Below are 14,620 nucleotides of genomic sequence, written 5' to 3'. Positions count from 1 at the left end.
GCATGGTTTCGTTCCGTACTATGGCAAAGGCATGGCGGCCACTTCACTTCGGCGCGGGTTTTGCAACCAGGCGAGAGCCGTGGCAAACAGGGCCGAATGCATTCAAGTGTCAGAGCCTGACGGGGAACACCGGTGACCGGCGAGTTGGCGAAACGCAGCTATGTAATCGGCCAGACCGAGATATCAGCCCGGCCGCTCGCGCCGGCGCTCTACCTGGTGGCGACGCCGATCGGCAACCTCGCCGACATCACATTACGCGCGCTTGAAACGCTGGCCGCCGCCGATATCGTCGCCTGCGAGGACACGCGTGTCAGCCGCGTGCTGCTCGACCGCTACGGCATCCGCCGCCGCACCACTGCCTATCACGAGCACAATGCCGGCGAGGCCGGACCGAAACTCATCGCAGCCTTGCTGGCCGGGCAGAGCGTGGCGCTGATCTCGGACGCCGGCACGCCGCTGATCTCCGATCCCGGCTACCGGCTGGTCGGCGAAGCCCTCGATCAAGGCATTCGCGTCGTGCCGATCCCCGGCCCGTCGGCGCCGCTGGCGGCGCTGACGGCGTCCGGCCTGCCCTCCGACGCGTTTCTGTTTGCCGGCTTCCTGCCGGTGAAGACCGGACAGCGGCTGACGCGGCTGGAAGCGCTCAAAACCGTGCCGGCGACGCTGATCTTCTTCGAATCGCCGCGCCGGCTGGCCGAGACGCTCAGTGCCATGGTCGAGGCGCTGGGCGGCGCCCGCAAAGCTGCGATCGGCCGCGAATTGACCAAGACTTTCGAGGAAATGCGGACCGGCACCTTGCAGTCGCTCGCCGAACACTATGAGGCAGCCGACACCCCAAAGGGCGAGATCGTCATCTGCGTCGGCCCGTCGGAAGCGACCGCCGACGAGCCTGAAGACATTGATCGGCTGCTACTTTCGCTTGCCGCCGAGATGCCGGCCTCCAAGGCGGCGGCGGAAGCCGCCAAGATGACCGGCGGCCAGAAGCAGGCGCTTTACCGGCGACTGCTCGAGCTCAAGGAGACCGGGAAGAACGGGGAGACCGGGAAGAACGGGGAGATCAAGAAAGACGGCGATGGCTGAACGCCCGGTCGCCAGCCGCCGGCAGGCCTATCGGCGCGGCCACCGCAGCGAGTGGCTGGCGGCGGCGGCATTGATGGTGAAAGGCTACCGGATCCTGGCGCGCCGCCATCGCACGCGGTTCGGCGAGATCGACCTGATCGCGCGGCGCGGCGACCTGGTGCTGATCGTCGAGGTGAAGGCGCGCCGCACGCTGATGGAAGCCATGGAGGCTATCGCTTACGAGTCGGAGCGCCGCATCGAAAGCGCTGCCGATCTCTGGCTGTCGCGCCAGTCCGACTATGGACGATTGTCGGTGCGCTTCGACATGGTCGCGGTGCTGCCGTGGCGCTGGCCGGTGCATGTCGAGAATGTTTTCTACGGGCGAAACTAGCTCAGGATTCATTGATCAGCGCCAGAATGTAACAGTAGCCGCAACACTTATCGCCGGGAAGAACGTGTGGGCGCTACCGTCGCGCGCGTAACTGCTATTCGCCCATTGCTTGGGAAAGTACCGGCCCCTGTCCTTAAGAGAGAACCGCACTAGTTTAGGCGAATGGGACGTGCGCTGCAATTTTTGCTGGGCCGTCTTTGAGTAGTATTGTCGGACGTGGGCTTGAAAAGCCGACACCTTCGGGAGGAACCGATGACCAAAGCAAGTATCCAGAATATGAGGTCGCGCCGCAAGTTCCTTGGCGAGGCGGCCGTGGCAGCTGCGGCGATCGTTGCCGCGCCGAGCGTCGTCAAGGCACAGGGGCCGGTCAGCATGCGCTGGCAGAGCACATGGCCTTCCAAGGATATCTTTCACGAATTCGCGCTCGATTTCGCCAAGAAGGTCAACGACATGACCGGCGGCGACCTGAAGATCGAGGTGCTGCCGGCGGGCGCCGTGGTGCCGGCCTTCGGCCTGCTTGACGCGGTGTCGCAAGGAACGCTCGACGGCGGCCACGGCGTGGTCGTCTATCACTATGGCAAACAGTCGGCGCTGGCGCTGTGGGGTTCCGGTCCGGGCTTCGCCATGGATGCCAATATGCTGCTCGCCTGGCACAAATACGGCGGCGGCAAGGAGCTGCTCGCAAAGCTCTACGAATCCATCGGCGCCAATGTCGTTTCGTTCCTCTACGGGCCGATGCCGACACAGCCGCTCGGCTGGTTCAAGAAGCCGGTGGCGAAGGCCGAGGATCTCCAGGGCCTGAAATTCCGCACCGTCGGCATCTCGATCGACGTCTTCACCGCGCTCGGTGCCGCAGTCAACGCGCTGCCGGCCGGCGAGATCGTCGCGGCTCTGGATCGCGGCCTGATCGACGCGGCCGAGTTCAACAACGCCTCGTCCGATCGGGTCCTCGGCTTCCCGGACGTCTCCAAGATCTGCATGCTGCAAAGCTATCATCAGAATGCCGAGCAGTTCGAGATCTTGTTCAACCGGGCGAAATACGACGCCTTGCCTGACCAGATGAAGGCCATCATCACCAATGCGGTCGAGGCGGCCTCGCAGGACATGCACTGGAAGGCGATCGACCGCTATTCGAAAGACTATGTGGAGATGCAGACGACCGATAAGGTCAAATTCTACAAGACGCCGGAGGCAATCCTCAAGAAACAATTGGAGGTCTACGACGAGGTCGTGAAGAAGAAGGCGGCGGAAAACCCGGCTTTCAAGGAAATCATCCTCTCCCAGATCGCCTTTGCCGAGCGGGCAACGCGGTGGGAGCAGGACACCGTCGTCGGCCGGCGACTGGCGTTCGATCACTACTTCGGACAGGGCGGTGTGGCGAAGGAGTTCTGACCCGTGAGTTCGGGCATCACCGGGCAGCGGCCCGGTGATGCTTCTGACCAAGGTACCCGTCATCCGGGGGCGCGCATGAACGTCCAGCATTTCCTGAATACAGTCGATGCAATCAGCACGTGGGTCGGCAAGGCCGCGGCGTGGCTTATCATCGGGCTGATGACGCTGGTCTGCGTCGAGGTCTTCAAGCGCTACATCCTGAACATGCCCACGGCGTGGATATTCGACGCCAGCAACATGTTCTACGGCTCGCTGTTCATGCTCGCCGGAGCCTATGCGCTGGCGCAGAATGCACATGTGCGCGGCGACTTTCTATACAGCTCGATGCGGCCCCGCACCCAAGCCGCGCTCGATCTGTTGTTGTACGTGGTTTTCTTCCTGCCGGGGATCGCGGCCCTCGTCTATGCAGGCTACGACTATGCCGCGATTTCATGGCGGATCGGGGAGCATTCGACCGTGACAGCGGAGGGTCCGCCGATCTACCACTTCAAGTCGGTCATTCCGCTGGCCGGCGCCTTGGTGATGCTCCAGGGTGTGGCCGAGATCGTGCGCTGCATCGTCTGTCTCAGGGCCGGGCAATGGCCCAGCCGGCGCAAGGACGTTGCGGAGATCGACGTCGTGGAGGAACAGCTCGCGCTCAGCGAATATGTGGATGAAGAGACGCGCAAGACCGCGATCGAGCGCGCACAAAAGATAGACGAGCAAGCGCGCCAGCGCGGAATGGGTGGAGACCTGCAGAGTTGAGCGATCCAGCCCTCGGACTCACGATGCTCATGCTCATCGTGGTCGTCATAGTCATGGGTTTCCCGACAGCCTTCACGCTGATGGGCCTTGGCATGTTCTTCGGGTTCTACGCGTTCTACAACCCTGCGGAGCACTGGATCGACAACCGCGTCTTCGATCTGATGGTCCAGCGCACCTATGGGGCAATGACCAACGACGTCCTGATCTCCATCCCGCTTTTCGTGCTCATGGGATACGTGATGGAACGCGGGGCGCTGGTCGACAAGATGTTCTACAGCATCCAGCTTTCGTTCCGACGAGTACCGGCGTCGCTGGCCATCGCTACGCTCATTGTCTGCACCTTCTGGGGCATCGCCAGTGGCCTCGTCGGCGCCGTTGTGGTTTTGATGGGGGTGATTGCCTTCAATCCGATGCTGCGCGCCGGATACGATGTGAAGCTCGCTTCCGGCGTGATCACCGCGGGCGGCACGCTGGGCATCCTGATCCCGCCGTCAGTCATGATCATCGTCTATGCGGCAGTTGCAGGCCAGTCCGTCGTGAAGCTCTACGCTGCGGCGATGTTCCCCGGTTTTTTCCTCGCCTTCCTCTATCTCGTCTACATTCTTGGCTGGGCGACGATCAGTCCGAAGATCGCCCCGCCTTTGCCGGAGGATCAAACAAAGGTTCCGGTGCCTGCGTGGATGGGAAGCCTTCAGACAGTTTACTCGCGCAACATGCTTGTTGGACTTCTTTCCGCCTTGTTCTCGCCGTCCAGGGCGATGGCGCTCGAGACGGAGAACGGACGCCTCACATATTGGGAGCTGTTCAAGAATTTCTGCGCTGCGCTGGTGCCCCTCGCCTTGACAGCACTCACCCTCCTGCTGGTGTGGTGGTATGTCGTCATCCATCCGCAGGCATCGGCCGACGTCGAAGCTCCAGAGGGATTGGAGCAGCTCGGCGCTCCGGCGGTGGAGGAACTTGGCGCACCCGCAGTGGACGCAGGGCCGGCAACCAGCTTCTACGCCACCTTCGGCATCATCGCAGCACTCGCCGCAGTGGTGCTCGTCCGTTACTACCGGAACATGACTGCCGAACGGCTCGAGGTCGTAAAGCTCCTGGTCTCGTCGGTCATGCCGCTGGCCATACTTACTGTCGTCGTGCTCGGCGTCATCCTGTTCGGAATCACGACGGCGACCGAGTCCGCGGCAGTCGGCGCCGCTGGTGCCTTTCTGCTGGCGTTACAGGCGCGAACGCTCGACTGGAAGCGCATCAAAGAAGCAGTGTTCCTGACGGCCAAGACCACAGCCATGGTTTGCTGGCTCTTTGTCGGCTCGGCGCTGTTCTCCGCCGTTTTTGCGATCCTCGGCGGCCAGGCACTTCTCGAGCAATGGGTGCTCGCGCTCGACCTGACGCCCGTGCAATTCATGATCCTGTCGCAGGCGATCATCTTCATTCTCGGCTGGCCGCTCGAATGGACCGAGATCATCATCATCTTCGTGCCGATCTTCCTACCGATGCTGACGCACTTCGACATCGATCCGGTTCTCTGGGGCGTTCTCGTTTTCGTCAATCTGCAGGCGGCGTTCCTGTCACCTCCGGTCGCGATGTCGGCCTACTATCTCAAGGGCGTTTCGCCCCCGCATGTCACGCTCAACCAGATATTCGCCGGGATGATGCCCTACATGCTGATCGTCATCCTCTGCATGGTCCTCATGTATATCTGGCCCGGCATGGCGCTCTGGCTTCCGAATTATCTTTACGGCAGCTGAGAAGACTCCGCCATTTCCGGACTTTTGCGATCGCAGCGCGAAGGTTTCTTGCCGGGGAGATAATGCCGACTTTCAAACGCCAGTTGACTTTCGGCGACAGGCGCCGATTCTCAAGGTCAAGGCGGCCTGCCGAGCAACATGCCGCCCGAACGATCAGAACGATGATCGAGAGCAGCTTTGACCCTGGTCAATCCGCCGAGCCTTGTTCTAAACGGTGTCGAGTTCGATTTCGACGCCGGTCTCCTGCACGGCGAGCATGGTGAAGATGTCCCGCTGAGGCCTCAATCGCTCGCGGTGCTGAAGCATCTGGTCGCCAACGCCAACCGTGTTGTGACCAAGGAGGAGCTCCTGGACACCGTCTGGCCCGGCATCGCGGTGACGGAAAACAGCCTTTCCCAGTGCATCAGCGAAATCAGGAAAGCCATCGGCGACGAGAAGCAGAGCCTGCTAAAGACAGTCGCGCGACGGGGATATCGCTTTGTCCCCGAAACCGAAGCGCCCGGCATACCGCACGATTCCTACCCGCAGATTTACGGCACTGCCTCTTCTGATCCGCGCGAAATTAAAGCCCGGCGCGGCCTGATGTTTGTAGTCGCTATACTGGTGATCGCTGCCGCAGTCGCGGTGTTCATCTGGAGGCCCACATTTGAAACGGAAGTGCCGACCTCCCTGTCGATCGCGGTTCTGCCGTTCGCAAATCTCAGCGAAGCCGAGGCACAGGCTTATCTTGCCAACGGTTTCGCGGACGATCTGACGACAGAGCTGGCGCGCGTTCCCGGCCTGTTCGTGGTCTCGCGCAATGCCGCGCGTGCATATCGCAACAGCGGTCTGCCGCCGGCGAAGATCGCAAAAGAGCTCGGCGTCCGCTATCTGCTGGAGGGCTCCGTTCGACGTCTCGGCGATGAGGTGCGCATCAATGCGCATTTGGTCGATGCCTCGACGGTTGGGCAGATCTGGGCCGAGCGGTTCGAAGGTCCATTCACCGACGTGTTCAAGCTCCAGGATCAGGTGATCGGTCAAATTATCGCCGCGCTGCAGCTGAAGCTCATCCCGGGAAAAGCAAACCTCGCCGTGTCCGGTGATACTGACGACCCGGAAGCTTACCAGGCGTTTCGACGCGCCATCGAGGCGCGACGAAAGGATACACCATCGGGCACGGTGGAAGCATCGGGCTACCTTCGCCAAGCCTTGGCGCTGGACGCCGATTTCGGCGCGGCGGCCGCGGAATTGGCGTGGCTCCACTGGGACGCCGACGAGGTAAGGAGGCAAGCTCTCGGGATCAGTTGGACCGAAATCGACGACGAGCTCTATGGCAGTCTGGCCATCGCTGCCGGAAATCCGTCTCCCGGTTACTATCAGCTGATTTCCGAACTTCTGGTCCGAGAGCATAGGTCCGACGAGGCGGTGGCTGCCCTGCAAAAGGCGATAGCGCTCGACCCGAGCGATTCCTGGACCTACGAAGGGCTGAGCCAGGCCCTCAACTTCAACGGCAGGCCGGCCGAGGGGCGAGCCTTTCTCGAGGCGGCCTTACGCGTCGATCCCGGATGGACGGAGTGGCGACACTACCAGGCTGGCTTGGCGGCGTTCGGCCAAGGCCGCTACGAGGAGGCGGTCGCGCAGCTTAAGCAGGTCGATGTCCGCTCCCCCAATCCGTGGACGAAGTTCTACGGCCTGCATGTTCTTGTCGCGGCGCTTGCGCATCTCGATCGCCTGCCGGAAGCGGCCTCGGCCCTAGGGCAGCTCCGACGCGTGCTGTCGGACATGCAAGAGGGGCAGCCCAACCTGCTGATCGCGCAGCAGTTCTTCGTCTACAAGCGGCCGCAGGACATCGCTCGCCTGCTCGATGGCTTGAGGAAGGCGGGGGTTTCCGAGCTTCCCGCCGGAATGGAGCCGGAATCCGCGAAACGGATGAACGGCGTCGACATCGGGAATCTCATAATCGGACACGAGCTGACGGGACGCCAGATTCTGCCCAATGTCTCAGCCTACCATGCTGTGGTTGCGGCAGACGGCAGCGTGACCAGAACAGTTGGTGAGGAGGTCGTGACCGGTCAGATGTGGGTGCAGGGCGACAGCTTGTGCAGCGCATATCCGCGTAAACTGACAGGCTGTGGCGCTGTGTTCCGCAACCTGAGCGGCATATCTGGAGCCACGAAGGAATACATACTTCTGTCTCGCTTCAAGCGTTACGAATTCTCGGTGACGAAGTAGCAGCAACTTCGCCGCGCCTACGGCGGCCATGAGAGATTGAGGTCCATTTCGCTCATGCCTTCGGTACCGTAGGGGCCACACTGCTTCAATGCGTCAGCGAAATCCTTGGCTAAGGCCTTGAACGTCTCGGTCTGTGGCGCAACGTCGACGATTTCGATGGCACTGACTTGACCCTCGCGCGTGAAGCTGACGTGGACATCGGCGCTGAAGCTGATTCCGCGCATCGCCGTCTGCGTAGGCCAGCAGCTTGCTGCCCGTTCGAGAATGTGACGGCTCAGACCATCACCAGCGGACGCGGTGGTCGCCGCGCCGATCACGAGAATTCCCAAGATGCGGTTGATCATCTTTTATCTCCTCAGTTCGACGCCCGAACCGTGTGGGGACGGCTTGGTGGGGACGGCTTGTGAGAGAGAACGCGAGGGGTCGTTCGAAGTCATGAAATCGACGTGAAAAAGTTCTGAAGAGTGGTGAACGCAGTCGATTTTGGCTACGGAATGCACGCAAGCGGCAAGAACGATCCTGCGAGGTCGGCATGGGTCGGGGGCAGGTCTACGTTGGTCGTCCCCACCATCAACGGCATTGCTACGCCAACGAGCAAATAGAGCCTTGGGCGATAAATTAACTGTGCCGCCTCACCCCCATACGAACAGCGCAACCAGCCCGACGGTGCCGATGACCACCCGCCACCAGCCGAACAGCGAATAGCCGTGGCGCGAGACGTAGTTGAGCAGGAAGCGCACGACGATGAGCGCCGCGACGAAGGCCGCGATGAAACCGGCGGCGATGACGGGCAGATCGGCGCTGGTCAGCACATTGCGGTTCTTGAAGAGGTCGAAGGCGAAGGCGCCGACCATCGTCGGCATGGCGAGGAAGAAGGAGAATTCCGCAGCCGGCCGCTTGTCGACGCCCAGAAGCAGCGCGCCGACGATCGTCGAGCCGGAGCGCGACGTGCCGGGGATCAGCGAAAGGCATTGGAACAGTCCGATCTGCAGATAGAGCCTGAGCGGAAACCGCTCGACGTCGTGGTAGAACGGCTTCAGCTTGAGACGATCCACCCACAGCAGGACCACGCCGCCGATGATCAGCATGATGCAGATCAGCCTCGGCGATTCAAACAGCACCGTCTTGATGAAGTCGTGCGCCAGCGCACCGATGACGGCCGCCGGCAGGAAGGCGACGAGGATGCCGAGGACGAAATGCCGCGTCACCCGATCACGCGGCAGATCGACCAGCATCTGCCACAGACGATGGAAATAGACGCTGAGGATCGCCAGTATTGCGCCGAGCTGGATCAGGATCTCGAAGGCCTTGCCGGTCGAGTGGAAGCCGAGAAAATGGCCGGCAAGCAGGATATGGCCGGTCGACGAGACCGGAATGAACTCGGTCATGCCCTCGATCATGCCGAGCAGCAGCGCTTCGACGATGGTCTGGCTTTCCATGGCAACCTCGGCGTTCGAGTGAGAGCTTGAAGAACGGCTTGCGAAAGGGCTTGCTTGTCATGGCGCGGAACTCCTCCTATAGGTCGCAGCACCCTGACAGCCCTTTGAATCGGGGCGGCTAAGACTTACCGGCGCAGCCGGCGATTTGCCAGTGCGCTCTATTATCGCGGGACCATGCTGACGCTTTTCCACCACCCGATGTTCGCCTCCTGCCGGTTCGTGCGCCTCGCTTTCGGCGAATATGGCGAGGAGCTGGCGCTGATCGAGGAAAAGCCGTGGACGCGGCGCAAGGAGTTCCTGGCGCTGAACCCGGCCGGCACGCTGCCGATCCTGCTCGCCGAAGGCGACGTGCCGATCGTCGGCGCCATGGTCATCGGCGAATATCTCGACGAGACGCGCGGCGTGCTCAAGCGCGACAAGCGGCTGTTCGCCGAGGATCCGATGGGGCGCGCCGAAATCCGCCGGCTGACCGACTGGTATCTCAACAAGGCCGATAGCGAGGTGACGCGGCATCTGGTGCGCGAGCGCGTGCTGAAGCCGGTCATGCCGGAAACGGCGGGCGGCGGCTCGCCCGATTCGGCAGCGATCCGTGCCGCGCGCGCCAACATCCGCCAGCACATGAAATACACCAACTGGCTGGCCGGCACCCGCCAATGGCTGGCCGGCAACAAGGTCACCTATGCCGATCTCGCGGCTGCAGCTGCGCTGTCTGTGCTCGACTATCTCGGCGAGATCGACTGGCGCGAACACGCTGCCGCGCGCGAATGGTATGCACGGGTGAAATCGCGGCCATCGTTCCGGCCGCTTTTGTCCGACCGGGTGCGCGGCCTATCGCCGGTGTCACATTATGCGGACCTCGATTTCTAAAGCGGAAAACCTGCGCGCGCTGATCGACCGCGAGGCACGGCGCGCCGGTTTCGATGCCGTTGCCGTCACCACGCCCGATGCCATTCCGCAGGCGCCGGCCCGGCTCGCCGAATTCGTCGCCGACGGTTTTCACGGTTCGATGGGCTGGATCGCCGAGACGCTCGAACGCCGCAGCGAGCCGACAGCACTTTGGCCCGAAGTTCGCTCCATCATTGTGCTCGCCATGAACTATGGCCCCGACCACGACCCACGCGCGGTCCTGGTGAAGCGCGACCGCGGCGCGATCTCGGTCTATGCGCAGAACCGCGATTACCACGACGTGATGAAGGGCCGGCTGAAAGAGATTGCCGGCAAGATCGTGGCGCGCGCCGGTGGCGATGTAAAAGTGTTCGTCGATACCGCCCCGGTTATGGAAAAGCCGCTGGCAGAAGCCGCCGGCCTCGGCTGGCAAGGCAAGCACACCAATCTGGTCAGCCGCGCGCACGGCTCCTGGCTGTTCCTCGGCACCATCTTCACGACGGCCGAGCTTGCGCCCGATACGCCCGAGGACGACCATTGCGGCTCCTGCCGCGCCTGCCTCGACGTTTGCCCTACCGACGCCTTTCCGGCTCCCTACCGGCTCGATGCGCGACGCTGCATCTCCTATCTCACCATCGAGAGCAAGGGGCCGATCCCGCACGAGTTCCGGGAAAAAATCGGTAACCGCATCTATGGCTGCGACGACTGCCTGGCCGCCTGCCCGTGGAACAAGTTTGCCCAGACTGCGTCGGAGGCAAAGCTCGCCGCCCGCGCGGACTTGCGCGAGCCGCCGCTCGCCGATCTCTTGGCGCTCGACGACGCGGCTTTCCGGTCCTTGTTCACCGGTTCGCCGATCAAGCGCATCGGTCGCGACCGCTTTGTCCGCAATGTGCTGATCGCCGCCGGCAATTCCGGCGATTCCTCGCTCGGCAACGCCGTGCGCGCGCTGCTCGGCGATGCCTCGCCCCTGGTGCGTGGGGCGGCGGTATGGGCGCTGTCACGGCTTGTGCCTGAAACTGAATTTGCCAGACGCGCCACCGCTGCGGTCAAAGCAGAAAGCGACGACGCCGTGCAACGCGAATGGCGCCTGGCGCTGGCAAATCAAATCGAGGCGCATGCATGAGCGAGAAGCATATCTTTGTTTTCGGGGCCGGCTATTCGGGCAAGGCATTTGCCCGAGCCAACAAGGATGCCGGCACGATCCTTGGCACGACACGCGCGCCGGAGAAATTCGAAGCGTTGCGGCAAGCCGGGATCCAGCCGCTGCTTTTCGATGGCGCGCTGACGCCCGAAATCCGTGACGCGCTCGAGAAAACAACCCATCTCGTCGTCTCGGTGGCGCCGGAAGAGGCCGGCGACCCGGTGTTGAATGCGGCGCGCGAGACAATTAGGACGGAGATGCCGGCGCTGAAATGGATCGCCTATCTCTCCACCGTCGGCGTCTATGGCGACCATGGCGGCGGCTGGGTGGACGAGACCGCCGAATGCCGGCCGGTGTCGAAGCGCTCGATGATGCGTGTCACCGCCGAGCGGGACTGGCTGAGACTGGGTCGGGACATCGGCCGGCCGGTGGCGATCCTGCGGCTTTCCGGCATTTACGGGCCGGGCCGCAATGCCCTGGTCAATCTGGAAAACGGCACCGCGCGGCGGCTGGTCAAGCCGGGCCAGGTGTTCAACCGCATCCATTGCGACGACATTGCCGGGGCGCTTTGGCATCTAATCGGAGACAATCGCGGCGGCATCTTCAACGTCACCGACGACCTGCCGGCGCCGCCGCAGGACGTCGTCGCCTATGCCGCCGGGCTGATGGGCGTCACACCGCCGCCCGAAATTCCGTTCGAGACCGCCCAGCTTTCGCCCATGGCGCGATCCTTCTATGGCGAGAACAAGCGTGTCGCCAACGCGGCGATCAAGGCTGCCGGCTATCGCTTTCGCTTTCCCGACTACCGCTCGGCCTTCGACCAAATGTGGTCTGACGGCAGATGGCACGACGGCGAGGCGCGCAGCCCGATGAAGCGGTCGTGATCGAAACCTCGCGCCGGGCATGATATGATTCGACTTAAATTCGCAGAGGGGTTCTGCTTCATGAAACCGTTGAAGCAATCATTGCCCGGCAGAGCATTGCTGCTAAAGCGCGTCGCGACGCGCTTTAGATCTCTGTTTATGCCTGTCGTTGTCCCAAAGCCGCTGCGCACCCTCGGTTCAAGCCCGAGGGCATGCTTTGGGCGACATGCATTAGCAGCGCTCGCCGTCCTCGCCCTGGCGGGGCTTGCGGCGCGACCTGCCGCCGCCGAAGGCCTGGCGAAAGACCTGTTCGGCGCCAAAAAGCTGCCGGCCGTGGCTGCGCCGCAATCGATCGGCTTTTATTCCAAGGGCTGCTTTGCCGGCGGCGTCGCCATCCCCATGGACGGCCCGAAATGGGAGGTGATGCGGCCTTCGCGCAACCGTCGCTGGGGCCATCCGACGATGATCGCGCTGATCGAGAAACTGTCGCGCGACGCCGCGGCCGACGGTTGGCCCGGCCTGCTGGTCGGCGACATTTCGCAGCCGCGCGGCGGCCCGATGCTGACCGGCCATGCCTCGCACCAGATCGGCCTCGACGCCGACATCTGGCTGACGCCGATGCCCGACCGCAAGCTTTCGATCGACCAGCGCGAAAATATGAGCGCCACCTTGCTTGTCGATGAAAAGACCCATCTGGTGAAGGATGCGCTCTGGGTGCCGGCGCATATGCGGCTCCTAAAGCGCGCGGCAAGCTACGCGGAAGTCGAGCGCATCCTGGTCAATCCCGGCATCAAGAAGAAGCTCTGCGACACGGTGAAAGGCGACCGCGCATGGCTGCGCAAGGTCAGGCCGTTCTGGGGCCACGACTATCACTTCCACATCCGCATCGGCTGCCAGCCCGGCTCGCCCAATTGCAAAGCACAGGAAAACACGGCGCCCGGCGACGGCTGCGACCAGTCTCTGGCATGGTGGTTCACCGAGGAACCGTGGCGCCCCAACAAAAACCCGGACAGGCCGAAAGCGCGCGACGTGATGACGATGGCGAGCCTGCCCGCGGCATGCCAGGCGGTGCTCGACGGGCCCGATCCGGCTTCGGCGGAGGCGGTCACCTTTTATGGCGACGGCGTGCCGGTCGCGGCTGCACCCACTCTCACGGTGGCCCCGGCGCCGGCGCGGGCATCCGCAAGCGGCGCGGCAGCGCTTCCGGCCTCGATCAACGCCTTCGCGGCTACACCCGAGATCGGCATTCCATTGCCGCGACCGCGGCCGGGGAACTGATGCCAGGATAATCGCCTCGGCTTCCACTGATGTTGGAGACGACCAACTGTTGGGTCGGCGCCGCCCCTCATTGCCCTGCCGGGCATTTCTCCCCGTATAGTGACGGGAGAAAGGGCTGGCCGCGGCCTTGGCGCCGTTCTTGCAGAGTTGGAGATTAGCGGAACCATCGATGAAAGCGCCCCCTTTCCCCGTCACTATACGGGAGAGGATGCCGGCAGGCAGGTGAGGTGCAGCGCCAACGCTGAATAGGGCTAGCACGAAATTCGGACCTGAGGTGATTGCTCCGGAACTGACTCTGAAGCGACTTTCCCTTTTCCAGGTCATGCGCTAGTCAACGAAAGAACAGCGGAACGCCACTGGGAACCGGGACGGACAAGAGCATGCCAGGCGACGACGACACAGCGCTGCAGTTTCCGGTCCTGATCGGCGACATAGGCGGCACCAATGCGCGCTTTTCGATCGTGCTCGACGCGAACTCGGAACCAACCGAGCCGCAGATCGTCCAGACGGCCAACTTCAACACCATCGACGACGCGATCCAGGCAGCGGTGCTCGACCGCTCGCCGGTCCGGCCCAACTCCGCCGTGCTGGCGGTGGCCGGCCCGGTCGACAGCGACGAGATCCCGCTCACCAATTGCCCGTGGATCGTCAAGCCGAGAAAGATGTTTGCCAGCCTCGGCCTCAGCGACGTCGTGGTGCTCAATGATTTCGAGGCGCAGGCGCTGGCTGTCGTGGCGCTTGGCGAAGAGCATATGGAAAAGATCGGCGGCGATGCGCCGGAGCCCAATGCCGGACGGGTGGTGCTCGGTCCCGGAACCGGGCTTGGCGTCGCCGGCCTGGTCCACGCGCTGAACCATTGGATTCCGGTGCCCGGTGAGGGAGGGCACATGGATATCGGGCCGCGCTCGCCGCGCGATTTCCAGGTCTTTCCGCATATCGAGAAGCTCGAGGGCAGAATCTCCGGCGAACAGATCCTGTCCGGACGCGGCCTGGTCAATGCCTACCGGGCGGTGGCCAAGGCGGACGGCAAGCCGGCGCCCTTCACCACGCCGGCCGAGGTCACCGCGGCGGCACTGGCGAAGTCAGATCCGGTGGCCGAGGAAGCGCTGTCGATGTTCGTCACCTGCCTGGGGCGCACAGCCGGCGACCTTGCGCTGGTGTTCATGAGCCGCGGCGGCGTCTTCCTGACCGGCGGCATCGCCCAGAAAATCCTGCCGGCGCTGAAAACGGGCGAGTTCCGCGCCGCCTTCGAGGACAAGGCGCCGCATAGCGAGATGATGCGCACCATGCCCGTCTATGTGATCACCCATCCGCTGGCAGCGCTTTCCGGTCTTGCCGCCTATGCCAGAAACCCGTCGCTGTTCGGCGTCCAGACGGCGGGGCGACGCTGGCGGGCTTAAGTGACGCCCTGAGCCGCGGCGAAGTTTTGCCTACCTCGGCCATAGGCAAGCCGCCACCGGGGCGCTAAG

Annotated in this window: 13 protein-coding genes; 11 read left to right on the top strand and 2 right to left on the bottom strand. The window is 63.0% G+C overall.

The window, feature by feature from the left end:
- Nucleotides 1–132 precede the first annotated feature (132 nt).
- The 6 genes from rsmI to RPG13_RS06145 all read left to right on the top strand — a co-directional run bounded on the left by rsmI (nucleotide 133) and on the right by RPG13_RS06145 (nucleotide 7,545).
- Complete coding sequence (rsmI, locus tag RPG13_RS06170) at nucleotides 133–1,080, top strand: 16S rRNA (cytidine(1402)-2'-O)-methyltransferase (RefSeq protein WP_337124595.1); 948 nt, start codon at nucleotides 133–135, stop codon at nucleotides 1,078–1,080.
- A complete protein-coding gene (locus tag RPG13_RS06165; protein ID WP_126104219.1) occupies nucleotides 1,073–1,450 on the top strand; it encodes a YraN family protein in 378 nt (125 codons plus the stop codon). The genes rsmI and RPG13_RS06165 overlap by 8 nt, the downstream gene beginning before the upstream one ends.
- A gap of 252 nt (nucleotides 1,451–1,702) precedes the next feature.
- Nucleotides 1,703–2,842 (top strand): TRAP transporter substrate-binding protein, encoded by a 1,140-nt coding sequence (locus tag RPG13_RS06160; RefSeq protein ID WP_126104220.1) that lies wholly within the window; start codon nucleotides 1,703–1,705, stop codon nucleotides 2,840–2,842.
- A gap of 75 nt (nucleotides 2,843–2,917) precedes the next feature.
- On the top strand, nucleotides 2,918–3,586 hold the full coding sequence (locus RPG13_RS06155) for a TRAP transporter small permease subunit (RefSeq protein WP_095484735.1): 669 nt from the start codon (nucleotides 2,918–2,920) through the stop codon (nucleotides 3,584–3,586).
- On the top strand, nucleotides 3,583–5,334 hold the full coding sequence (locus tag RPG13_RS06150) for a TRAP transporter large permease (RefSeq protein ID WP_126104221.1): 1,752 nt from the start codon (nucleotides 3,583–3,585) through the stop codon (nucleotides 5,332–5,334). The genes RPG13_RS06155 and RPG13_RS06150 overlap by 4 nt, the downstream gene beginning before the upstream one ends.
- A 177-nt stretch (nucleotides 5,335–5,511) precedes the next feature.
- On the top strand, nucleotides 5,512–7,545 hold the full coding sequence (locus RPG13_RS06145) for a winged helix-turn-helix domain-containing protein (RefSeq protein ID WP_337124591.1): 2,034 nt from the start codon (nucleotides 5,512–5,514) through the stop codon (nucleotides 7,543–7,545).
- A gap of 17 nt (nucleotides 7,546–7,562) precedes the next feature.
- On the opposite strand, the gene RPG13_RS06140 is transcribed toward RPG13_RS06145, so the two are convergent.
- A complete protein-coding gene (locus RPG13_RS06140) occupies nucleotides 7,563–7,889 on the bottom strand; it encodes a hypothetical protein (protein WP_095484738.1) in 327 nt (108 codons plus the stop codon).
- A 288-nt stretch (nucleotides 7,890–8,177) separates the two neighbouring features.
- The gene (locus RPG13_RS06135) at nucleotides 8,178–8,984 is read right to left on the bottom strand and encodes an undecaprenyl-diphosphate phosphatase (protein WP_095484739.1); all 807 of its coding nucleotides are present in this window, start codon (nucleotides 8,982–8,984) and stop codon (nucleotides 8,178–8,180) included.
- Between the two features lie 174 nt (nucleotides 8,985–9,158).
- Here RPG13_RS06135 and RPG13_RS06130 point away from each other — a divergent pair, with 174 nt between their 5' ends.
- From RPG13_RS06130 to RPG13_RS06110, 5 genes are all read left to right on the top strand, one after another.
- On the top strand, nucleotides 9,159–9,851 hold the full coding sequence (locus RPG13_RS06130) for a glutathione S-transferase family protein (RefSeq protein WP_095484740.1): 693 nt from the start codon (nucleotides 9,159–9,161) through the stop codon (nucleotides 9,849–9,851).
- Complete coding sequence (queG, locus tag RPG13_RS06125; RefSeq protein WP_095484741.1) at nucleotides 9,832–10,992, top strand: tRNA epoxyqueuosine(34) reductase QueG; 1,161 nt, start codon at nucleotides 9,832–9,834, stop codon at nucleotides 10,990–10,992. Before RPG13_RS06130 ends, queG begins: the two co-directional genes overlap by 20 nt.
- Nucleotides 10,989–11,894, top strand: coding sequence for an SDR family oxidoreductase (locus RPG13_RS06120; protein WP_095484742.1), 906 nt, complete (start codon nucleotides 10,989–10,991; stop codon nucleotides 11,892–11,894). Before queG ends, RPG13_RS06120 begins: the two co-directional genes overlap by 4 nt.
- A gap of 138 nt (nucleotides 11,895–12,032) precedes the next feature.
- Complete coding sequence (gene mepA / locus RPG13_RS06115) at nucleotides 12,033–13,151, top strand: penicillin-insensitive murein endopeptidase (RefSeq protein ID WP_095484743.1); 1,119 nt, start codon at nucleotides 12,033–12,035, stop codon at nucleotides 13,149–13,151.
- 380 nt (nucleotides 13,152–13,531) lie between these two features.
- Complete coding sequence (locus RPG13_RS06110) at nucleotides 13,532–14,551, top strand: glucokinase (RefSeq protein WP_095484744.1); 1,020 nt, start codon at nucleotides 13,532–13,534, stop codon at nucleotides 14,549–14,551.
- Nucleotides 14,552–14,620 lie beyond the last annotated feature (69 nt).

The organism is Mesorhizobium sp. ISC15, from assembly GCF_037162615.1.
In the GTDB taxonomy this organism is placed as follows: domain Bacteria; phylum Pseudomonadota; class Alphaproteobacteria; order Rhizobiales; family Rhizobiaceae; genus Mesorhizobium; species Mesorhizobium mediterraneum.
This window is presented reverse-complemented; position numbering and strand designations above follow the sequence as displayed.